General features: G+C 58.7%; 19 protein-coding genes. 6 read left to right on the top strand and 13 right to left on the bottom strand.

Translation table 11 applies throughout. The features are described 5' to 3' along the window. Nucleotides 1–16: 16 nt before the first annotated feature. Complete coding sequence (locus tag QMX84_RS15425; protein WP_153373459.1) at nt 17–982, top strand: bile acid:sodium symporter family protein; 966 nt, start codon at nt 17–19, stop codon at nt 980–982. 118 nt (nt 983–1,100) lie between these two features. Beyond that, nucleotides 1,101–1,415, top strand: coding sequence for a quaternary ammonium compound efflux SMR transporter SugE (gene sugE / locus QMX84_RS15420; protein WP_048369794.1), 315 nt, complete (start codon nt 1,101–1,103; stop codon nt 1,413–1,415). A 74-nt stretch (nt 1,416–1,489) separates the two neighbouring features. Here the strand turns inward: sugE and QMX84_RS15415 are convergent, their stop codons facing one another. The 3 genes from QMX84_RS15415 to QMX84_RS15405 form a co-directional block, all read right to left on the bottom strand. Further along, nucleotides 1,490–3,364, bottom strand: a complete 1,875-nt coding sequence (locus QMX84_RS15415; RefSeq protein WP_282364198.1) for an MFS transporter — start codon at nt 3,362–3,364, stop codon at nt 1,490–1,492. Between the two features lie 134 nt (nt 3,365–3,498). After that, nucleotides 3,499–4,650 carry a TDT family transporter gene (locus tag QMX84_RS15410; protein ID WP_282364190.1) on the bottom strand — a complete coding sequence of 384 codons (1,152 nt, stop codon included), beginning with the start codon at nt 4,648–4,650 and terminating at the stop codon, nt 3,499–3,501. Nucleotides 4,651–4,770: 120 nt separating this feature from the next. Continuing rightward, nucleotides 4,771–5,967 carry an MFS transporter gene (locus tag QMX84_RS15405; protein WP_262124319.1) on the bottom strand — a complete coding sequence of 399 codons (1,197 nt, stop codon included), beginning with the start codon at nt 5,965–5,967 and terminating at the stop codon, nt 4,771–4,773. 89 nt (nt 5,968–6,056) lie between these two features. Between QMX84_RS15405 and QMX84_RS15400 the strand changes: the two genes are divergently transcribed. Both QMX84_RS15400 and QMX84_RS15395 read left to right on the top strand, forming a co-directional pair. Beyond that, the gene (locus tag QMX84_RS15400; RefSeq protein ID WP_048386812.1) at nt 6,057–6,602 is read left to right on the top strand and encodes a TetR/AcrR family transcriptional regulator; all 546 of its coding nucleotides are present in this window, start codon (nt 6,057–6,059) and stop codon (nt 6,600–6,602) included. Between the two features lie 119 nt (nt 6,603–6,721). Next, nucleotides 6,722–10,189, top strand: coding sequence for a PAS domain-containing hybrid sensor histidine kinase/response regulator (locus tag QMX84_RS15395; protein WP_153327678.1), 3,468 nt, complete (start codon nt 6,722–6,724; stop codon nt 10,187–10,189). Between the two features lie 76 nt (nt 10,190–10,265). Here the strand turns inward: QMX84_RS15395 and rmuC are convergent, their stop codons facing one another. Together rmuC and QMX84_RS15385 are read right to left on the bottom strand one after the other, a co-directional pair. Beyond that, nucleotides 10,266–11,630 (bottom strand): DNA recombination protein RmuC, encoded by a 1,365-nt coding sequence (gene rmuC / locus QMX84_RS15390; RefSeq protein ID WP_282364197.1) that lies wholly within the window; start codon nt 11,628–11,630, stop codon nt 10,266–10,268. A 172-nt stretch (nt 11,631–11,802) separates the two neighbouring features. Then, on the bottom strand, nt 11,803–12,126 hold the full coding sequence (locus tag QMX84_RS15385) for a hypothetical protein (protein ID WP_048369784.1): 324 nt from the start codon (nt 12,124–12,126) through the stop codon (nt 11,803–11,805). Nucleotides 12,127–13,100: 974 nt separating this feature from the next. Here QMX84_RS15385 and QMX84_RS15380 point away from each other — a divergent pair. Together QMX84_RS15380 and QMX84_RS15375 are read left to right on the top strand one after the other, a co-directional pair. Continuing rightward, the gene (locus QMX84_RS15380; protein WP_055101665.1) at nt 13,101–13,325 is read left to right on the top strand and encodes a hypothetical protein; all 225 of its coding nucleotides are present in this window, start codon (nt 13,101–13,103) and stop codon (nt 13,323–13,325) included. A gap of 653 nt (nt 13,326–13,978) precedes the next feature. After that, on the top strand, nt 13,979–15,259 hold the full coding sequence (locus QMX84_RS15375; RefSeq protein WP_262124324.1) for an OmpP1/FadL family transporter: 1,281 nt from the start codon (nt 13,979–13,981) through the stop codon (nt 15,257–15,259). Nucleotides 15,260–15,343: 84 nt separating this feature from the next. Here QMX84_RS15375 and QMX84_RS15370 read toward each other — a convergent pair whose 3' ends face one another. From QMX84_RS15370 to cobU, 8 genes are read right to left on the bottom strand one after another with little or no spacing between them, the layout of a single operon-like run. Then, entirely contained in the window at nt 15,344–15,895 is a 552-nt protein-coding gene (locus tag QMX84_RS15370) for a glutathione peroxidase (protein WP_262124325.1), read from the bottom strand. Nucleotides 15,896–15,950: 55 nt separating this feature from the next. Then, nucleotides 15,951–16,073: a hypothetical protein gene (locus QMX84_RS15365; protein ID WP_256677239.1), complete on the bottom strand. Its 123-nt coding sequence runs from the start codon at nt 16,071–16,073 to the stop codon at nt 15,951–15,953. Then, on the bottom strand, nt 16,070–17,269 hold the full coding sequence (locus QMX84_RS15360) for an MFS transporter (RefSeq protein ID WP_282364196.1): 1,200 nt from the start codon (nt 17,267–17,269) through the stop codon (nt 16,070–16,072). The genes QMX84_RS15365 and QMX84_RS15360 overlap by 4 nt, the downstream gene beginning before the upstream one ends. A 60-nt stretch (nt 17,270–17,329) precedes the next feature. Then, entirely contained in the window at nt 17,330–17,743 is a 414-nt protein-coding gene (locus tag QMX84_RS15355; protein ID WP_048369773.1) for a MarR family winged helix-turn-helix transcriptional regulator, read from the bottom strand. A gap of 55 nt (nt 17,744–17,798) precedes the next feature. Continuing rightward, nucleotides 17,799–18,536 (bottom strand): adenosylcobinamide-GDP ribazoletransferase, encoded by a 738-nt coding sequence (locus QMX84_RS15350; RefSeq protein ID WP_282364189.1) that lies wholly within the window; start codon nt 18,534–18,536, stop codon nt 17,799–17,801. Between the two features lie 2 nt (nt 18,537–18,538). Then, nucleotides 18,539–19,114 carry an alpha-ribazole phosphatase family protein gene (gene cobC, locus QMX84_RS15345; protein WP_282364188.1) on the bottom strand — a complete coding sequence of 192 codons (576 nt, stop codon included), beginning with the start codon at nt 19,112–19,114 and terminating at the stop codon, nt 18,539–18,541. After that, nucleotides 19,111–20,166 (bottom strand): nicotinate-nucleotide--dimethylbenzimidazole phosphoribosyltransferase, encoded by a 1,056-nt coding sequence (cobT, locus tag QMX84_RS15340; protein WP_262124328.1) that lies wholly within the window; start codon nt 20,164–20,166, stop codon nt 19,111–19,113. The genes cobC and cobT overlap by 4 nt, the downstream gene beginning before the upstream one ends. Next, entirely contained in the window at nt 20,163–20,684 is a 522-nt protein-coding gene (gene cobU / locus QMX84_RS15335; protein WP_282364187.1) for a bifunctional adenosylcobinamide kinase/adenosylcobinamide-phosphate guanylyltransferase, read from the bottom strand. Before cobU ends, cobT begins: the two co-directional genes overlap by 4 nt. Nucleotides 20,685–20,795: the final 111 nt, after the last annotated feature.

Genomic DNA, 20,795 nt, shown 5'->3' with positions numbered 1-20,795 from the left:
CATAATAAGGAACACCATGCGCGCACTTGCTGCTTTAAGCCGCTTTGTCGGTAATACCTTTGCTTACTGGGTGCTGATTTTTGCCGTGCTGGCGTTTCTGCAGCCCGGCTGGTTTATCGGCCTCAAAGGCGCCATCGTGCCGCTTCTGGGTGTGGTGATGTTCGGCATGGGCCTGACCCTTAAACTCGATGACTTCGCTGAAGTCGCCCGCCACCCGTGGCGCGTTGCGCTAGGCGTGGTTGCTCATTTCGTGATCATGCCCGGTGTGGCGTGGTTGCTCTGCCAGATTTTCCACCTGCCGCCCGAGATTGCCGTCGGGGTGATTCTGGTGGGTTGCTGCCCAAGCGGGACGTCTTCCAATGTCATGACCTGGCTGGCGCGGGGCGACCTGGCCCTGTCCGTGGCGATTGCTGCCGTGACTACCCTCCTCGCCCCATTACTGACCCCGGCGCTGATCTGGTTGCTGGCATCGGCCTGGTTGCCGGTGTCGTTTATGGAGCTGTTCTGGTCAATCCTGCAAGTGGTGCTGCTGCCGATTGTGCTGGGCGTGCTGGTGCAACGCTTGCTCGGCGCCCGTGTGCACTTCGCGGTCGACGTGCTGCCGCTGGTGTCGGTGGTCAGCATTGTGATTATCGTTGCCGCCGTGGTGGCCGCCAGCCAGGCAAAAATCGCCGAGTCGGGCCTGTTGATCATGGCCGTGGTCATGCTGCATAACAGCTTTGGCTACTTGCTCGGCTACTTTACCGGCCGCCTGTTCAAACTGCCGTTGGCCCAGCGCAAATCCCTCGCCCTGGAAGTCGGCATGCAGAACTCCGGCCTGGGCGCCGCATTGGCCAGCGCGCACTTTTCGCCGCTGGCAGCCGTGCCCAGTGCGCTGTTCAGTGTGTGGCACAACATTTCAGGGGCGCTGCTGTCGACGTATTTCCGCCGAATGAGTGAAAAAGACGATCGCTTGAAGGCCAACCAGCCATCCGCTGACTGAAAACTCGGGGTTGATCGTCAGAAAAATCGTGTGCAATATAGTGCGCACTGCGGGGACGACCCTGCGACTCATCGAGTGATTAATCTGGGGACGACCCCATCAATTGATGGAGATAACCATGTCCTGGATTATTCTGTTTTTTGCCGGTCTGTTTGAAGTGGGCTGGGCCGTCGGCCTCAAATACACCGAAGGCTTCACCCGGCCAATCCCCACCGCCCTGACCGTTGCAGCCATGCTGGTCAGCCTTGGCCTGCTCGGGCTGGCCATGAAAGAACTGCCACTGGGCACCGCTTATGCCATCTGGACGGGCGTGGGCGCGGTCGGCACGGTCATCGCCGGGATCATCTTGTTTGGTGAATCCATGGCGCTGTTCCGACTGGCCAGCGTTGCGCTGATCATTGCCGGCCTGGCAGGGCTTAAGCTCAGCAGCTAAACGCTAGAACGTGTCTCGCGATCTTCTAACCCTCAAAAGATCGCGAGACTCGCTCGCCCTACCCAGCCTTCACCTCACGCGACATCACCGCGCAATTCACTGACCCGCTCACGCAACAGCTTTTGTGTGGCTTCGCTGGCCGGTATCGGCGCGCCCGCCACCAGGGTGACCCGCGACCACAAGCGGCGGAAAAAGCCCTTGTTCGGGTCACGGCTGAAAAAACTGCCCCACAGGCCTTGCAACGCCATCGGAATGACCGGCACTGGCGTCTGCTCCAAAATCACCCGAACCCCCGCCTTGAATTCGCTGATCTGGCCATCACTGGTCAACTTGCCTTCCGGGAAGATGCACACCAGTTCACCGTCATTCAAATACTGGGCAATCTTTCTGAATGCACGCTCATAGGTCGCCTCGTCTTCTGCACGCCCGGCAATCGGAATCGCACCCGCAGTCCGGAAGATAAAGTTGAGCACCGGCAAGTTGTAGATTTTGTAATACATCACAAAGCGAATCGGACGACGCACTGCGCCACCAATCAACAACGCATCCACGAACGACACGTGGTTGCACACCAACAAGGCCGCCCCTTCATCCGGGATGGCTTCCAGGTTTTTGTGTTTGACGCGGTACATGGAATGGCTGAGCAGCCAGATCATGAAACGCATGGTGAATTCAGGGACGATTTTGAAGATGTAGGTGTTCACCGCGATGTTCAGCAACGACACCACCAGAAACAGCTCTGGAATCGTCAGCTTGGCCACGCTCAGCAGCAGGATGGTGACGACGGCCGACACCACCATAAACAGCGCATTGAGAATGTTGTTGGCGGCGATGACCCGGGCGCGTTCGTTTTCGGCGGTGCGCGACTGGATCAGCGCATACAGCGGCACTATATAGAAGCCGCCAAACACGCCCAGCCCCAAAATATCCAGCAACACCCACCAGGCCTGGCTAAAGCCCAGCACGCCGAGCCAGTCGTTGGCCTGGATGTTTTGCGGCATGTGCCCCGAATGCCACCACAGCAACAGGCCAAACACAGTCAAGCCAAACGAGCCAAACGGTACCAGGCCGATTTCGACCTTACGCCCCGAGAGCTTTTCGCACAGCATCGAGCCCACAGCAATGCCCACCGAAAACACAGTAAGAATCAGCGTCACCACGGTTTCATCGCCGTAGAGCCACTCTTTGGCGTAGGCCGGAATTTGCGTGAGATAAATCGCCCCGACAAACCAGAACCACGAGTTGCCGACCACTGAACGCGACACGGCAGGCGTCTGATTCAAGCCCAGGCGCAGCGTTGCCCAGGTCTCACTGAAGATATTCCAGTTAAGGCGCAGCTCTGGAGTGTCGGCGGCAACTCGCGGTATGGCGCGACTGGCCAGATACCCGAGCACGGCCACCGAGACAATCACCCCTGACACGATCACCGTGTAGTGCTGCGACGAGAGCATGATCCCGGCGCCGATGGTGCCCGCCAGAATCGATAAAAAGGTGCCCATTTCAACCAGGCCGTTGCCGCCCACCAGCTCATCGTCGTGCAGGGTCTGCGGCAAAATCGAGTACTTTACCGGCCCGAACAGCGCCGAGTGGGTGCCCATGGCAAACAGCGCGACCAGCATCAAGGTCAAATGATCGAACGCAAAACCGATGGCGCCGACAACCATGATTGCTATTTCGCCCAGCTTGATCAGACGAATCAGTTGGTCTTTGGGGTATTTTTCGCCAAATTGCCCGGCCAGCGCCGAGAACAAAAAGAATGGAATGATGAAGAGCAGCGCACACAGGTTGACCCAGATGCCGCGATCCCCGTCGATGCTCAACTTATAAAGGATGGCGAGAATCAGCGACTGCTTGAACAGGTTGTCATTGAGCGCACCCAAGGACTGGGTGACAAAGAACGGCAGGAAGCGACGCTTCCCGAGCAAACTGAACTGCGAAGGGTGACTCATCATCCATGTACTCAAGTTGCGCCGGAGGCTTTCTCATTGGAGTGTGGTTTTAACACTCAAGACACAACCTTACCCAGGTTCTGTAACGAAAAACGTCAATTCCGGCGTTTTCGCACAGAGCCTGGGCAGATGGATTACTTCTTAAGTCCGGCGATGCACGGCGACACAAACAACTCACCGCGCCAGGCACCTTTAAGGGTGCGCGAACCGACAATGAACCACATCATCACCAGCATCGCGACCAGCACACAGCCCACCACATCGAAAAAACCCAGCTGCAACACATGGCCCAGACGCAAGGTGGCCAGCGAGTAAACACCCAGCGGGAAGGTAAAGCCCCACCAGCCCAGATTGAACGGAATACCGGCACGGAAGTAGCGCAGGGTGATCAGCAGCGCCATCAGAATCCACCACAGCCCGAAGCCCCACAGCGCGATACCCGAGATCAAACCCAAGCCTTCAGCGATTTCACCGATGCGGGCAAAACCATTGGCGGCAAAAATCGCGGGCGAATCAGCCCCCAACAGCAACATGCCCAGTGCCCCGGTACCAATCGGCCCCAACGCCAACCAGCTCGACGCGGCCATGTTTTCGTGCGGCAACTTGTGCAGCGCCATACGCAACATCAGGATGGTCAAAATGCTGAAAGCGACCGGCACCGAAAACGCCCACAGCACATAGCTGGTGATCAGCACATGGAACTGCATCACCGGGTCAGCCAGATGCGGGGCGAGCAAGCCACCACTGGCCGCCGCCACTTCAGCCGCCACCACCGGCAACAGCCAGACCGCGGTCATCTGGTCGATGCTGTGATCCTGACGGGTGAACATCATGTAAGGGATCATCACCCCGAACGCCAGCGACATGGCCACATCCAGCCACCACAGCACATGCGCCACCTGGACCATATCGCTGCCCCAGCGGGCAACGCCAAACAACAGAAATCCGTTGATGATGGTCGCCAGCCCCATGGGGATGGTGCCGAAAAACATCGACACGGTGGAGTGGCCGAAGATCCTCCGCGCTTCATCGAAATACAGCACCCAGCGTGCGCCGTAGAGCAGGCTGAACAGAATGAACAAACCGATGTTGAACAGCCAGAGGCCTTCGGCAACGGCATGCAGCCCCGGGATCGGCACCGGCAATTGCGCCAGCGCCAGGGCCAGGACGCCTGTGCCCATGGTGGCGGCAAACCAGTTCGGGGTGAACTGGCGAATCATTTCACGTGGGTGCTGCAATTGGCTCAGTGGCCGAAAGTCAGCTTTGGCAGTTGTTGTGCAATTCATGGGCTCCTCCTGTTCCTCTTGTGAGGTGATTCAAGAGTAGAACTGAATCGAATATCTATATAACGGGTAATTTCTCTAACTGTTATCTGTTTTACCTATATATGTGCGAAAGGCGCGGACTCAAGCCTTGCAAGTACTGGCAGCTCGCCTTAAAAACACACTCAACAGTGCCCCCAGCGCCAGCACAATCAACACCACACTGAAGCCGTCGGCGGTTCTGACCAGACCAAAAATGCGCGTCAGGCTCCCCACCAGCAATACCGGCAAGCAGAACGCCAGATAACTGAGGATGTAAAAAGCCGACATCAAGCCCGCCCGCTCATGGGGCAGCGCCAACGGCACGACACTGCGGATGCTGCCTAAAAAGCCGGTGCCAAAACCGCTGCCAGCCACTAACGAGCCAAAGAAAAACAGCCCGAGGTTGCCGCTGTGAACGGCCAGCATGATCGTGCTGACGCCCACCACCAGCAGACTGGAGCCCAGCGTCAGCACCCGCGTGGCAGATTGATTGCGCATGCTGAAAATAGCCAGGGCGCCACTCAAGGTCAGCACGGCCACCATCGCCCCGCCCACCAGAAAAGAGTTTGAGCCCGTGGCCGCACGGATCAGTGATGGCACCAGCGCCAGATAAAAGCCCCCCATCGCCCACACGGCAACGTTGACCGGCAACACCTGCCACATCGCCGCACGGGCTTGCGACGGGATGTGCAAGCTGGGCCGCAACGAACCCAGTACGCCGGGTTGCGGGCTGACGCTCTCGGGCAATCGCCAGACATACACGGCTTGGGCGGCCAGCAAACCGAGCAATACCCAGTACGCGAGGTGCAACGGTTGCGGCGCAAACTCCACCAACACGCTGGTGCCAAATGCCCCGCAGGCCATGCCCACCAAGGGTGAAATACTATTGATCAGCGGCCCCTGCTGGCGGTCGTGGTCCAGCATTGCAGCGCCCAGCGCACTGGTTGCCATGCCCGTGGCAAAGCCTTGCAACAAGCGCGCGGCAATCAGCCAGGCCACGCTGTCCGCGCTGAGAAACAAGCCCATCGCCAGCATGTCGAGGATCAACGCGCAAAAAATGACTGGTTTACGCCCCAAATAATCCGACAATGAGCCCACTGTCAGCAGCGCCGTCAGCAAGCTCAAGGCATAAACGCCGAAAATCAGGGTCAAGGTGGCGGCCGAAAAGTGCATGTTTTCCTGGTAGATACGGTACAGCGGCGTGGGCGCCGCCGAAGCCGCCAGAAAGGTCAGGACGGTAAGCCCGAGAAACACCATGCTGGAACGGTTTGGAGCCGGGATATCAGTGCTGTTGGACATACCACCCTCGCTAAAGCTAAAAATTTGCTTTTGCGGAGTGTGCGACGGCCTGCGGCTTAAAGCAAATTCTTTGTGTTAAGGTTTTACGCATGAACCAACCTAAGGAAGTACGCACGGGCGGGCGAAGTGCCCGCGTGCAGGAATCAATCCATTCGGCGGTGCGCCAACTGCTCAAGGAGCACGAGCGCGCCAACGTCACCGTGCCCATGGTGGCCACCCTCGCCGGGGTCACCCCGTCGACCATTTATCGGCGCTGGGGCGACTTGAACGTGTTGCTCGCCGACGTTGCCCTGGAGCGCATGCGACCCGACACCGAGCCGCTGGCCACGGGCAGTTTGCGCGGGGATATCCAGGCATGGGCCGAGCAGTATCTGGATGAAATGAACTCCGAACCGGGGCGCAACATGATGCGTGACGTGCAAAGCAGCCCGACCAAAGGGACCTGCGTGCAGATCCTCGGCGCTCAATTGCGGATCATCCTCGAACGTCACCGTGGGCACGTCGACCAACTGCCGGACATTGACCGCCTGCTGAACGTGATCGTCGCACCGGTGGTATTTCGCATCTTGTTTGCAGAAGCGCCATTAACGCTCGAACAACTGAATGAACAGATCGACCTGGCACTTGGCCAATAAGCCGCCCTGCGACACCAGGCCGCGCTCAGACCATGGTCGAGCCTGACGCGGTTTAAACATCGTGCGAGACTAGACTTGCGGGCCGGATCGCCCGGGTCTATCTACCTTCAGGAGTCTCCATGTCGTTGTCCAGCGGGCTGATTGCCGCCGTCGCTCTGGCTTATATGGCCATCATGTTCGCCATTGCCTTTTATGGTGACCGGCGCAGCAAACCGCTGCCGCCGCGGGTACGCGCGTGGGTCTACAGTTTGTCGCTGGCGGTGTACTGCACCAGTTGGACCTTCTTTGGCGCCGTGGGCCAGGCCGCCGAACAACTCTGGGCGTTCTTGCCGATTTATCTGGGGCCGGTGCTGCTGTTGGTCTGCGCACCCTGGGTCCTGCAAAAAATGGTGATGATCAGCAAACAAGAGAACATCACCTCGATTGCCGACTTTATTGCCGCCCGCTATGGCAAATCCCAGTCACTGGCGATTGTCGTGGCCTTGATCTGCCTGGTCGGCGTGCTGCCTTACATCGCCCTACAACTTAAAGGCATCGTGCTCGGCGTTAACCTGCTGATCGGTGCCGGCGCCGACGCCACCGGCACCCGCGCCCAGGACACGGCGTTGCTGGTGTCGCTGGTCCTGGCCCTGTTCACCATCGTGTTCGGTACCCGCAACCTCGACTCCACCGAGCACCACCGGGGCATGGTGCTGGCCATTGCCTTCGAATCGCTGGTCAAGCTCTTCGCCTTTTTAGCGGTTGGCGCGTTTGTCACCTTCGGCCTGTATGACGGTTTCGACGACCTGTTCAGCCAGGCCATGCTGGCGCCGCGTCTTGAAGAGTACTGGAAAGAAACCATCAACTGGCCGTCGATGGTGGTGCAAACCGGCGTCGCCATGATGGCGATCATCTGCCTGCCACGGCAGTTCCACGTCACCGTGGTTGAGAACATCGAGCCGCAAGACCTGCGTCTGGCCAAATGGGTGTTCCCGGCCTACCTGATATTAGCGGCGCTGTTTGTGGTGCCGATTGCCCTGGCCGGGCAAATGATGCTGCCCAGCTCGGTGCTGCCGGACTCGTTCGTGATCAGTCTGCCACTGGCCCAGGCTCACCCGGCGTTGGCGTTGCTGGCCTTTATTGGCGGCGCCTCGGCCGCCACCGGCATGGTGATTGTGGCCAGCGTGGCACTGTCGACCATGGTGTCCAACGACATGCTGTTGCCGTGGTTGTTGCGCCACAAAAACGCCGAGCGCCCGTTTGAAGTGTTCCGTTACTGGATGCTTTCGGTGCGCCGCGTGTCGATCGTGGTCATCCTGCTGCTGGCGTATGTCAGTTACCGCCTGCTGGGTTCCACGGCCAGCCTGGCCACCATCGGGCAAATTTCCTTCGCGGCAGTCACTCAACTGGCGCCCGCAATGCTCGGCGCGCTGTACTGGAAACAAGCCAACCGCCGGGGCGTTTTTGCAGGATTGGCGACCGGTACGTTTATCTGGTTTTACACCTTGGTGCTGCCGCTGATCGCCCACAGCATGGGCTGGCATTTGAACCATTTTCCAGGGCTGGCGTGGCTGCACAGCAACCCGCTGGGCCTGCCGATCACCCCGCTGACACAGGGCGTGGTGCTGTCGCTGGCCGGTAACTTCACTCTGTTTGCCTGGGTCTCGGTGCTGTCGCGCACCCGAGTGTCGGAGCACTGGCAGGCCGGACGTTTTATCGGCCAGGAAATCAGCAGCCACCCCAGCGGCCGCTCCATGCTTTCGGTGCAAATCAACGACCTGCTGACACTGGCGGCCCGCTTTGTCGGCGAAGAACGCGCCCGCCAGAGCTTTATCCGCTTCGCCTACCGCCAGGGCAAAGGCTTCAACCCCAATCAGAACGCAGATGGCGAATGGATCGCCCATACCGAACGCCTGCTAGCCGGTGTACTGGGGGCGTCGTCCACCCGTGCGGTGGTTAAAGCCGCCATTGAAGGCCGGGAAATGCAGCTTGAAGACGTCGTACGCATTGCCGACGAGGCGTCAGAAGTGTTGCAGTTCAACCGTGCCTTGCTCCAGGGCGCAATTGAAAACATCACCCAGGGCATCAGCGTGGTCGACCAGTCCCTGCGGCTTGTGGCCTGGAACCGCCGTTACCTGGAACTGTTCGACTATCCGGAGGGGCTGATCAGCGTTGGCCGCCCGATTGCCGACATTATTCGCCATAACGCCGAACGCGGCCTGTGCGGCCCCGGTGAGGCAGAAGTGCACGTGGCGCGCCGCCTGCACTGGATGCGCCAAGGTCGGGCGCACACCTCTGAACGCCTGTTCCCCAATGGCCGGGTGATCGAGCTTATCGGCAACCCCATGCCGGGCGGCGGGTTCGTCATGAGTTTTACCGACATTACCGCGTTCCGTGAGGCCGAACAGGCGCTCACCGAGGCCAACGAAGGCCTGGAACAGCGCGTCGCCGAGCGAACCCGTGAACTGTCGGAACTGAACAAGGCGCTGACCGAAGCCAAAGGCATTGCCGAGGCTGCCAACCAATCGAAAACCCGTTTTCTGGCCGCTGTCAGCCATGACCTGATGCAACCCATGAATGCGGCGCGGCTGTTCTCGGCCGCCCTTTCGCACCAGGAAGACTTAAGCCCGGAAGCGCAGAAACTGGTCCAACACCTGGACAGCTCGCTGCGCTCAGCCGAGGACTTGATCAGCGACTTGCTGGATATTTCCCGACTGGAAAACGGCAAATTCACACCCGACATCAAGCCTTTTGCAATCAACGACCTGTTCAATACCCTGGGCACCGAATTTACCGCCCAGGCACAAGAGCAAGGCCTCAAGTTCCGGGTACGTGGCAGCCGCTTGCGGGTCAGCAGCGACATAAAGCTGCTGCGGCGCATCCTGCAAAACTTCCTGACCAACGCCTTCCGTTACGCCAAGGGCCCGATATTGCTGGGCGTGCGTCGTCGTGGCCAGCATTTGTGCCTGGAGGTCTGGGATCGCGGGCCCGGTATCCCGCAAGACAAGCTGCAAGTGATTTTTGAAGAATTCAAACGCCTGGACAGCCACCAGACCCGCGCCGAAAAAGGCCTGGGGCTGGGCTTGGCGATTGCTGACGGCCTGTGCCGAGTGCTCGGGCACACCCTGCAGGTGCGCTCATGGCCGGGCAAAGGCAGCGTATTCAGCGTCAGCGTACCGCTGGCACAGGCCCAAGCTGCGCCACAAGCAGTGCCCAGCGAGCCAAAAAGCCAGTCGGTGACGGGTGCACAAGTGCTGTGTATCGACAACGAAGACAGCATCCTGATCGGCATGCAGAGCCTGTTGACGCGCTGGGGCTGCCGCGTGTGGACCGCCAGAAACCGCGATGAATGCGCGGCCTTGCTCAACGACGGCGTGCGCCCGCAACTGGTGCTGGTCGACTACCACCTGGACAACGGCGAAACCGGCACCGAGCTGATGGGCTGGCTGCGCGCGCAATTGGGCGAGCCTGTGCCGGGCGTGGTCATCAGCGCCGACGGACGCCAGGAAATGATTGCCGAAGTGCATGCGGCGGGGCTGGAGTATCTGGGCAAACCGGTCAAGCCTGCGGTATTGAGAGCATTGCTGAGCCGGCATGTGCCGTTGTGATCCGAACCTTGCCTGAACCTGTAGTCGCTGCCCAAGCATGAGGCTGCGATGGGTTGCGCAGCGACCCTACAAGAACTTACTCAGCCGGATGCGCTACGCCGTTGATGTCGGTCATGGCCCGCTCCAGCAGTTCGGGGGGCAAGCTTTTACTGGCCCGTGCGCCGAGCAATTTGAGCTGTTCGCTGCGGCTAACCAGGTTGCCGCGCCCATCGGTCAGTTTGTTACGTGCTGCTGCGTAGGCTTTATCCAACTGCTGAAGACGATTACCGACTTCATCCAGGTCCTGGATAAACAGCACAAACTTGTCGTACAGCCAACCGGCCCGCTCAGCGATTTCTCGGGCGTTCTGGCTCTGGCGTTCCTGCTTCCACAGGCTGTCGATCACCCGCAAGGTGGCGAGCAATGTGGTCGGGCTGACGATCACGATGTTGCGGTCAAAGGCTTCCTGAAACAGGTTGGGTTCGGCTTGCAGCGCCGCTGAAAAAGCCGCTTCGATAGGCACGAACAACAACACGAAATCCAGGCTGTGCAGCCCTTCCAGACGCTTGTAGTCTTTGCCGGCCAGGCCTTTGACGTGATTACGCAGTGACAGCACATGCTGTTTCAGCGCCGCCTGCCCGATCACGTCGTCATCGGCACCGACAAACTGCTGATACGCCGTCAGGCTGACCTTAGAGTCGACCACCACCTGCTTGTCGCCCGGCAACAGGATCAACACGTCCGGCTGAAAGCGCTCGCCATCCGGCCCTTTGAGGCTGACCTGGGTTTGATACTCGCGGCCCTTTTCGAGCCCGGCATGCTCAAGCACCCGTTCCAGAATCAGCTCGCCCCAGTTGCCCTGGGTCTTCTGGCCTTTCAAGGCGCGCGTCAGGTTGGTGGCTTCGTCGCTCAAGCGCAGATTGAGTTGCTGCAGGCGCTCCAGCTCTTTGCCCAGTGAGAAGCGCTCACGGGCTTCCTGCTGATAGCTTTCTTCAACGCGCTTTTCGAAAGACTGGATGCGCTCTTTAAGCGGGTCGAGCAACTGGCCCAGACGCTCATTGCTGGTTTGCGCAAAACGTTGTTCGCGCTCATCGAAAATCTTGCCGGCCAGTTCCGAAAACTGCGCGCGCAATTCATCTCGCGACCCTTGCAGATCGCTCAAACGTTGTTGATGGCTTTCTTGTTGCTCGCGCAGTTCGGCGCTAAGACCGGCAGCCTGAGCGCCGAGGTGACGCAGCTCGGCTTCTTTCTGTGCGCGTTCCAGGTTCCAGGCGTGGGCAGCATCACGCGCGTTGTCGCGCTCTACCTGCAACAGTTCGACCTCGCGGCGCAGTGCCGCCAGATCGGCCTGCTTGGCCGTATTGGCCTGCCCCAAGTCACTGATTTCATCGCGGCTGGCGTCCAGCTGTGCGCTCAGACCGTCCTGAGCCAACCGGGCCATATTCAGGCGCTCTTCAAGCAGGTTCAACTCGGCTTGATGCCCGCTGGCGCGCCGCTGCAATTGCCAGACGAACGCCAACAACGGCACGCCTGCCAACGCCAAGCCCAGCAAAATACTGCTCAGGTCCAGGGCCATAACCACTCCGCGCAAGGTAAAAAAGCAAGGTTAACCAAGCTCAGGGCACGAAGACAGCTCAGTCTTCGATCTTGCTCAATTCCTGTTGAGCAACGCGGTCGCCGGCGCGGGCGGCCTGACGCAAAAGCTCGTGACCAATGCGTTGGTCCCGGGAGCTTCCACAATCACGGCACATCAATTGCCCCAAACGGCTTTGCGCCAGCACCACACCTTGGCGGGCAGGCTGCTTGAGCAAATGGCCGGCAACGTGTTTGACGCTGGATTTAGCGCCCAGGTGAGGGTTGTCCAGCAGCCAGACCGCAATGCGCAAAGAAAAGCGTTTAGGGGCTGCAGGTGATGTGCTGGAGCGAGTAGCAGAGGAAGTAGCTGTGCGAAACTTCATAAAACACTGTAGGGCAGAACAGAAGGCGCGCCACTCTACTCCTTTTTTCGCTTGGGTAAAGCCGAAAAAAGTCTATACCCGCGATCTAGAGCAAGCGCGCGTGACAATCCACAGATCCTGTGGATAAGTCAGTGGACAACCCTCGTTTACCCCCCGCAAACCCCCACCCTACGGGGCCTAGAGTCAAACTGTCGATTTTTTCACCAATTAAAAAAAACGATGTTTTTCATTGACTTAAATTTGCGGAACAGGCTAGACAGCTGCCGTGATCGACCTCGCAGACGAATATGTTGGTTGTGTTGCAAATGTGCAAAAGATCACATTCCGCGCAGCGCGCAGGGCGATTCAGAGGCAAAAAATGTAGGACTCGCCCGCAGAAAACACCCCCACTCAACACCCGTGTGACGCTCGCTGCTCAGGCAAGCCTACGTGGAATATTGCCCAAAACAGGCTAATAACAGCCTCAATACGGCCTGTTGTGCGTAAAGCCCCGAACACCGTGACAGGATGTTTTTTTGCTAGCACACTTGCATTTAAATTTTCAACCCGATAGTATCCGCAGCGTTAGTACCAAGCTGAAAGTCAATTCGGGCCGAACAAATCCCTCAGCAGCCTCTCAAATAGATGGCCGCGCTGATAAAACGGGATCGACCCCCAAGATGGTTTCCAGGTAAATCTTGTGCCGATACAGCCTTTGAACAAGCAAAGGGTATCGCGAAGTTTTTTACTCTGACCGAACCAACCTGCAAATTGATCAGGATCTTCACCCGGAGCACGGAACCTTAGCTCTTGTTGTGATTGCCTGCCCTCCTAAGTACCTACCTGCCAGCCCAAGCGCCACATACTTAATGCGCTCCAACTGGCGGCTTTGTTCCAGACAGGTTCTTCGTCCCGCCAAAATGGCCCGACGTCACTGGAACGTTTTAACGCAGCACGGATCATATCCGTGTCTTTTGTAGGAACACCTAATAACTATGAATACTCAAATCCAGACTCAGGATGCCATTCGCACCCTAACCAACGCTTTTGCTCCAATGAACTGCCTGATTATGGCCGCTCGCAAAGGCTGCTTCAGCTTCACCCTGGTCAACGAACACGGCATCGCCCGTCACAGCGAACGCCTGTACCCCGATCAATATTCCAGCGCAGAGCCTCTGCAAGCTGTGATCGAGCGTACTCGTCAGGCACTTATCGCCTAAGACCCGCAAGCGCTTACCCAACAAGCCCTGCCCGAACAGCAGGGCTTTTTGTTGGGCGTCATTTAAGAAATATCCGGCATCGCTTAAGCACTTGCGGATATATCGTCTACACCTAGAAGCTACAAACGATTTAAAAACAGAGCTTTACAACCGGAATATGACACTACACTTCAACTCAAGCGGCATAATCCGCTGCCGGCGCACCCTCACGATCCACAGCTGCCAAGCGCCTGGGTGCCACCGGCCATTTTAAAAAGCCAAGGCTGCACGGGGATCGCGCCAGGGAGCTGAAGCTTTACGTGACTGCATCAAAGTTAACCTGAACAAACAAAAATACAGTTTGGACGTTTAAGTTTTGTTGCCAGGCATTGCAGCCAGCCAACCTTTACACCGACAGCACACCCGCAAGACCTGCCGTAACGCCAAGTAGTTGAGCTAAAAGGACGTTTGCACACTTTCAAGGATGTTGGGCGCGACTGCATGACCGTTCTCAACCAAGCAGCTTGAGATTTTTCAACCCTCTGCAAACCTGTAAATGATCGGAAAACGGTCGGATTGTCCTACAAAACATCGTTATCTTCTGCGATTTAGCCTATAGCGCTCTTACAAAAATGTTGGTAGCTTTCGTCCGGTGATCAAAAGGAGTTCTAATAATGAAAAAAGTAATGCTCAAGACCACACTTAGCCTCGCTGTCACTTTGGCTTCCAGCCAGATTTTCGCAAGCGGCTTCGCCCTCAACGAACAAAGCGTTAGCGGTATGGGGACCGGCTTCGCAGGTCGCTCATCTTCTGCTGACGATGCAAGTACCGTTTTCGGTAACCCTGCCGGTATGTCCCGCCTGAGCGGACAACAGGTCACTGGTGGTATCGCCGTGATCGACGCCACAACCGATATCAAAAATGCAAACGGTAATGCCAAAGGTACCAACAAAGGCGACATGGTCCCTTTCACCGGCGTGCCTATGGGCTTCTACACCAATAAGCTCAATGATCAGTGGGCCATCGGCTTCGGTGTTTATGCACCTTTCGGCCTGGCAACTGAGTACGAAAAAAGCTTCCAGGGCCGCGCCTTCGGTAGCACCAGCGACGTAAAAGTCGTGACCCTGCAGCCTACTGTCAGCTACGCCTTCAACGACCGCGTTTCGGTAGGTTTCGGCCCGACCATCAACCGCATCTCCGGCAAGCTTGAGTCGCAGCTTGCGCTGGTTCCGGGCACACCCGAAGCCAAAGTCAAAATCAAGGGTGACGACACCGCGCTGGGCTGGAACGCCGGTGTTCTGGTGCAGGCCACAGACACCACCCGTGTCGGTTTGACCTACCACTCCAAAGTGACCTACAAACTCAAGGGTCACACCGAAGTTGAAGCAGGCGCAGGCACTCCACCTCAGTTGCTGCAAAGCAACCGCTATGACGCTTCGCTGTCGATCGACACCCCGGAATCCTGGGACCTGTCCGTTACCCAAGACCTGTCTGATGCCTGGAAGGTCTATGCCGGTAGCACCTGGACCCGCTGGAGCCGCCTGAAAGACATCACCGTGCAGAACAAAGGCGTGACCATGGCCAACTCCGGTGCTGGTGGCGCTCAAGCATTCACGACCATCAAAGAAGAACAAAACTGGCACGACACCTGGGCTTACGCCATCGGTACGTCGTATCAGTTGAACAAGCAGTGGGTACTGCGTACGGGCCTGACCTGGGACCAATCGCCTACCAACAACCAAAACCGTTCGCCACGTATCCCAACGGGTGACCGTACGATCTTTAGCCTGGGTGCCGGTTACGCCGTCAACGAGAATCTGGTTATCGACGTGGCTTACTCTTACCTGAAAGAAGAGTCGGTCAAAGTTAACGATTCCAAAGGCATCAACAACTACAGCGCCAAGTACGAAAACAGCGCCAACGGCTTTGCTGTCGGTGCAACGTACAAGTTCTAAGCTTGCGAGTGCTTGACGCTCACGCGGCCTGAACTAAAAAGCCCCGCTCTCTTTACAGATGCGGGGCTTTTTTTTGTGTAGGAATCAGGACTTTGAGGCGATGGCTTTTTCTATAGCTTCAATCAACTCCGGGTTGTCCGGCTTGGTCAAGCTCGAGAAGCTGGCAATCACATTGCCTTTACGGTCCACCACGTACTTGTAGAAATTCCACTTGGGCGTGCTGCTTTGTTCAGCCAATACCTTGAACAGGTGCGTTGCATCGTCACCCCGCACTTTTTGCGGTTCGGTCATGGTGAAGGTCACACCGTAATTGACGTAGCAGACCTTGGCCGTCTCTTCGCCATCTTTGGCCTCTTGCTTGAAGTCATTGGACGGTACGCCGAGCACTTCCAGCCCCTGGCCCTTAAAGCGCTGGTTCAAGTCCTCCAGCCCTTTGAACTGGGGCGCAAAGCCGCAAAAACTGGCCGTGTTCACAATCAACAAAGGCTTGCCGGCAAACTGCTTGCACAGATCGATCGATTCTTTGGCCCGCAGCTTGGGCAATGAACCTTCAAGCAAAGACGGGCAATCAGCCGCCCAGACAGAACCCGCGCACGCCAACAACAGTACGGGCATCGCAATCCAGCGCTTTAGCATTGTTCGTGTCCTTTATAGAGGTGCAAGCACAGAACTTACTCGCCCCGGCACGGCACTAGCAAGTGCCCATGCCTAACTCCAGCAAGGCCAGGCCACCTTGATGCCAGCCCCACCAGCTCAGGGCCAGCAGCAAAAAGCCTGCACTGATGCCACCCAACCAAAGCCACAGTGAACTCACGCCATGCTCCCTTGTGCCTGCAAACGCGCAACCGGACGCTCACGCACCGGCCAGTTCAAGGCCGCTGCCAACAGACTGAGCACAATCGAGCCTTGCCAGATCAGGTCGTAACTGCCGGTTTGATCATAGACCACGCCGCCCAGCCAACCGCCCAGAAATGCGCCCAGTTGATGGAACAAAAAGACAATCCCGCCCAGCATCGACAAGTTACGCACGCCAAACATTGTGGCGACGGTGCCGTTGGTCAGCGGCACCGTCGAGAGCCACAAAAAGCCCATGGCCATGCCAAACAGGTAAGCGCTGAATTGCGACAGCGGCGCCCACAAAAACACCACGATCACCACGGCGCGCGCCAGGTACAACGCGGTCAGCAAGCGCGGTTTGGACATACGCCCGCCCAGCCATCCGGCGGTGTAAGTACCAAAAATATTAAACAGGCCAATCAGGGCCAATACCGTAGTGCCCACGGTGGCAGGCAAATGCTGATCGACCAGGTAGGCCGGCAAGTGGATGCCGATAAACACCACCTGAAACCCGCAGACAAAAAAACCAAACGCCAGCAGCCAGAAGCCCGAGTGAGTGCACGCCTCACGCAGCGCCTCCTTGAGCGTTTGCTCGCCGCCCAGACTCGGCGTTGGGCGGTCCTTGAGCATGCTCACCAACGGCACGATCATGGCCACCAGCAAACCCAGTACCAGCAAGGCGGACGACCAGCCAACCCAGCCGATCAGCCCCAGCGTGCCGGGCAGCATTGCAAACTGGCCAAAGGAGCCTGCCGCACTGGCGATCCCCATGCCCATGCTGCGTTTCTCGGGCGGCAAAGCACGGCCGACCACACCCAAAATGACCGAAAACGACGTGCCGGACAGGCCGATACCAATCAATAGGCCAGCACTCAACGACAGCGTCAGCAACGAGTCCGACATGCCCATCAGCACCAGCCCGACGGCATAGAGCACACCGCCGACGATCACCACTTTGGCGGCGCCAAAGCGATCGGCCAACGCACCGGTGAACGGTTGAGCCAGGCCCCAGATCAGGTTCTGCAAGGCAATGGCGAAGGCAAACACCTCTCGCCCCCAGCCGAACTGCGCACTCATGGGCGGCAAGAACAGACCAAAGCCGTGCCTGACCCCCAACGACAGCGCCAAAATCAACGCACTGCCCAGCAGTATCCACCCGCTCGTTCGCCACACCGATGTCATTGTTATTCTCCTGATGCGGGTATATACCCATTCTTATTCGTAAAACGGGTGCTAATCGACACCCGCCAGCTCATCCAATAACTGCAGCAACTGTTCGCGCCGGTCTTCTCCCAAACGCGCGACCAACCGCTGTTGTGCGGCCTCCCAGGCGGGCCAGGCGGCATTGAAGCGCCTCTCACCCTCTTCGGTCAGGCAGACCAGCCGATTACGGTGGTCCTCACCTTCAGACATCTTCACCAGGCCAGCGCCTTCCAGCACCCGCAGATTGCGCCCCAAAGTACTGCGATCCAGCCCCATGGCCTCGGCGAGGCTGGAAATACTCGGCTGGTCCAGTCGCTTGAGGTTGCTCATCAATGAAAACTGCGCAACGTTGATCCCGAAGCCATCCAGGGCCCCGTCGTAATGTCGGCTGATGCCCCGCGAAGCACGTCGCAGGTTGGTGCATAAACACTGGGTTGGTAACATTTTGTATGTATATACCCGCAATGAAGGAGAATCAAGATTTAAACAACACCGGGGGTCAATCTGCCACCAGCGCCAACCCCACTAAAACCAGTACTTCCAGCAGTTCCAGCAACGCACCCGCGGTATCGCCCGTGGTGCCGCCCAAGCGCTGCATCATCAGCCGGCGCAGCCACACAAAGCCCAACGCAGCCAGCAGTAAGGCCCACATCCCGGCAGTACCGGCCAACACAACACAGGCCACAGCACTGAGCCCCAGCACCCACCAACCCGATTTGCGCGGCAAGTAATCGGCCAAGGCCTGGCCCAAGCCGCCCGCCCGCACGTAAGGCGTGGTCAGAAACACCGCCAGCAACGCACTGCGGCCGATCAGTGGGGCGATCAACAAGACGGCCGTATGTTGCTGCTCGATCAACGCCAGCAAGGCACAGAACTTGAGCAACAACACCAGTACTAGCGTAACCACGGCGATCGGGCCGCTGCGCGGGTCTTTCATGATGGTCAGGGTGCGCTCGCGATCCCCAAAGCCGCCCAGCCAGGCATCCGCGCTGTCAGCCAGACCGTCCAGGTGCAGGCCACCACTGAGCAACACCCAGGCGCTCAGCAACAGCGCCGCATGCAACAGCAACGGCGCCCCGGCCAACAGGCCGTTCAGCGCCCACAACAGCACGCCAAACAACAGCCCGACCAGCGGGTAGAACAACAACGAACGCCCCAGCTCCTGGGGTTGCGGCATGCCGGGCAAGCGGATCGGCAAGCTGCTCAGAAACTGCAAGGCAATCCAGAACGGCAACATGCTCAGCGCCCCTCGCTCAAAACGCCGTGTGCGTCGACCTGCAACTCGAACAGCGCACCATTAACCACCTGAATGTTCAGCAACTGTTCACGGGGCAGACCACGGGCCTGCGCCAGCAGCAACTTCATCACCCCGCCGTGGCACACCACCAGCACCCGCTCCCCCGCGTGGGCCTGCTGCAAGCGCGTGACCGCCGCCAGCACCCGCTGCGAGAACTCAAGCACCGGCTCGCCCTGAGGCGGGGTGAAACTGTAAGGGTTTGCCCAAAACAGGCCCAGTGCCTGCTCATCGGTTTGCATCAGTGCGGCGGCGCCCTGCCCTTCCCACTCGCCAAAATGCAGCTCTTGCAGGTCTTTGTCGAACGTCACCGGCAGCGCCAGTTGCCCGGCCAGTTCTTGGGCGAACAAAGCACAGCGCTGCAACGGCGAACTGACAATCCGGTCCCACGGGCCTTGGCCTTGAACGGCTGCGCGCATTTGCTCCCAGCCCACGGGCGTCAGCGCATCATCAAGGCTGCCGCGCAGCCCTCCGCCCAGCTCGGTTTCACCATGGCGCAGCAAGTCCAGGGTCACGCTCATGCCGGGCGATCCGCGACGGCTGCTTCCGCAAACGTTGCCATCTGCCCGTGCAGGTCACAGGCCAGACGCACCAACGGCACCGCCAATGCAGCGCCACTGCCTTCACCCAAACGCAAACCGAGGTCGAGCAACGGCTCAGCCTGCAAGCTTTGCAGGACACGGTGATGCCCGTGTTCAGCACCGCGATGGCCAAACACCAGCCATTCCCGGCACTCAGGGTTCAAGCGCACGGCAACCATGGCGGCAACGGTGCAAATAAATCCGTCGACCAACGCCACAATCCCGGCTTGCGCGCACGCCACATAGGCGCCGGCCAGGGCCGCGATTTCAAAACCGCCCAAGCGGAACAAGGTTTGTAGCGGGTCGTCCAGGTAGCCGTCATGAAACGCCAGCGCTTGCTCAATCACCCGCGCCTTGTGGCTCACGCCCGCAGCATCCAGCCCGGTGCCCGGCCCGGTCAGCTCAGACGCGGGGCATTGCAGCAGCGCACTGGCCACGGCACTGGCCGAAGCCGTGTTGCCAATGCCCATCTCGCCACCCACGAACAACTCGCTGCCCTGCTCTTGTGCCCGGGCCACGCTGTCACGACCGGCCGCCAGGGCTTTCAGGCCTTGAGCATCAGACATGGCAGGGCCTGCGGCGAAATTGGCAGTGCCCGCTCCCAACTGTAAATGTCGCACACCCGGCAAGTTGAGCATCGGCGTTACCGTGCCCAGGTCGACGACGTCCAGGTGCGCGCCCAACTGACGGGCCAGCACGCTGATTGCCGCGCCACCGCTGACAAAGTTGGCCAGCATCTGCCCGGTCACTTCCTGCGGGTAGGCCGATACGCCCTCGGCGACCACGCCATGATCACCGGCAAAAATCGCAATCCACAACTGATCGACACGCGGTTTCAAGCGCCCCTGCAACCCGGCCAATTGAACGGCCAGGGTTTCCAGTTGCCCCAGCGAACCCGCTGGTTTGGTCAACTGTTGCTGGCGTTCGGCCGCGGCCGCTTGCACCTCACGATCAACCGCTTTGCACGGGTTCAGCCACCACGGGGTATTCATAGCGCAGTTCCTTTCAATGTCAGGGGCAGGCCCGCCACGGTCAGTACGACTCGCTGGCAACGTTCGGCCAAGGCTTGATGCAACCAACCGGCTTCATCGACGTAACGGCGAGTCAATTCGCCCAGCGGCACGACACCCATTCCGGTTTCGTTGCTGACAAATACAATATGCCCCGGCAATCCAGCCAGGCACTCCAGCAGCGCATCACGCTCGGCGCTCAAGCGCTGCGGGTCTTCAAGCATCAGCAGATTGGTCAGCCACAAGGTCAGGCAATCCACCAGCAGGCAGGTCTCTGTACCGGCGTTTTCACGCAGCACGCGGGCCAGCTCAATCGGCTCTTCGATCAAGCCCCACTGTGCGGGGCGACGCTCACGGTGCAGGCGGACCCGCTTGTTCATTTCGCCGTCCAGCGGCTGGCTGGTGGCGATGTAGATGACAGCGCAGCCAGAGTCGGCCGCGAGCTTCTCGGCCAAGCGGCTTTTACCCGAACGAGCGCCACCCAAAATCAGTTGCTGCATGTATAAAAACCTCAAAAATACCGCTTTTGATCTTGTGGGAGCGGGCTTGCTCGCGATGCAAGCGACGCGCTATTACTGGCAAACCAGGTCGATGCTATCGCGAGCAAGCCC

Origin of the sequence: Pseudomonas sp. PS01297 (assembly GCF_029959305.1) — a bacterium.
GTDB lineage: Bacteria > Pseudomonadota > Gammaproteobacteria > Pseudomonadales > Pseudomonadaceae > Aquipseudomonas > Aquipseudomonas helleri.
Note: the sequence above shows the minus strand (reverse complement) of the source record. Positions and strands in the feature narration are given on the sequence as shown.

Coding starts and splice junctions, on each gene's coding strand:
- QMX84_RS15375 (WP_262124324.1), top strand. CDS start 13,979: ATGAAAAAAGTAATGCTCAAGACCACACTTAGCCTCGCTGTCACTTTG.
- QMX84_RS15380 (WP_055101665.1), top strand. CDS start 13,101: ATGAATACTCAAATCCAGACTCAGGATGCCATTCGCACCCTAACCAAC.
- cobT (WP_262124328.1), bottom strand. CDS start 20,166: ATGAATACCCCGTGGTGGCTGAACCCGTGCAAAGCGGTTGATCGTGAG.
- QMX84_RS15410 (WP_282364190.1), bottom strand. CDS start 4,650: ATGAATTGCACAACAACTGCCAAAGCTGACTTTCGGCCACTGAGCCAA.
- QMX84_RS15415 (WP_282364198.1), bottom strand. CDS start 3,364: ATGAGTCACCCTTCGCAGTTCAGTTTGCTCGGGAAGCGTCGCTTCCTG.
- sugE (WP_048369794.1), top strand. CDS start 1,101: ATGTCCTGGATTATTCTGTTTTTTGCCGGTCTGTTTGAAGTGGGCTGG.
- cobU (WP_282364187.1), bottom strand. CDS start 20,684: ATGCAGCAACTGATTTTGGGTGGCGCTCGTTCGGGTAAAAGCCGCTTG.
- QMX84_RS15405 (WP_262124319.1), bottom strand. CDS start 5,967: ATGTCCAACAGCACTGATATCCCGGCTCCAAACCGTTCCAGCATGGTG.
- QMX84_RS15385 (WP_048369784.1), bottom strand. CDS start 12,126: ATGAAGTTTCGCACAGCTACTTCCTCTGCTACTCGCTCCAGCACATCA.
- QMX84_RS15395 (WP_153327678.1), top strand. CDS start 6,722: ATGTCGTTGTCCAGCGGGCTGATTGCCGCCGTCGCTCTGGCTTATATG.
- QMX84_RS15400 (WP_048386812.1), top strand. CDS start 6,057: ATGAACCAACCTAAGGAAGTACGCACGGGCGGGCGAAGTGCCCGCGTG.
- cobC (WP_282364188.1), bottom strand. CDS start 19,114: ATGAGCGTGACCCTGGACTTGCTGCGCCATGGTGAAACCGAGCTGGGC.
- QMX84_RS15370 (WP_262124325.1), bottom strand. CDS start 15,895: ATGCTAAAGCGCTGGATTGCGATGCCCGTACTGTTGTTGGCGTGCGCG.
- QMX84_RS15355 (WP_048369773.1), bottom strand. CDS start 17,743: ATGTTACCAACCCAGTGTTTATGCACCAACCTGCGACGTGCTTCGCGG.
- QMX84_RS15425 (WP_153373459.1), top strand. CDS start 17: ATGCGCGCACTTGCTGCTTTAAGCCGCTTTGTCGGTAATACCTTTGCT.
- QMX84_RS15350 (WP_282364189.1), bottom strand. CDS start 18,536: ATGTTGCCGTTCTGGATTGCCTTGCAGTTTCTGAGCAGCTTGCCGATC.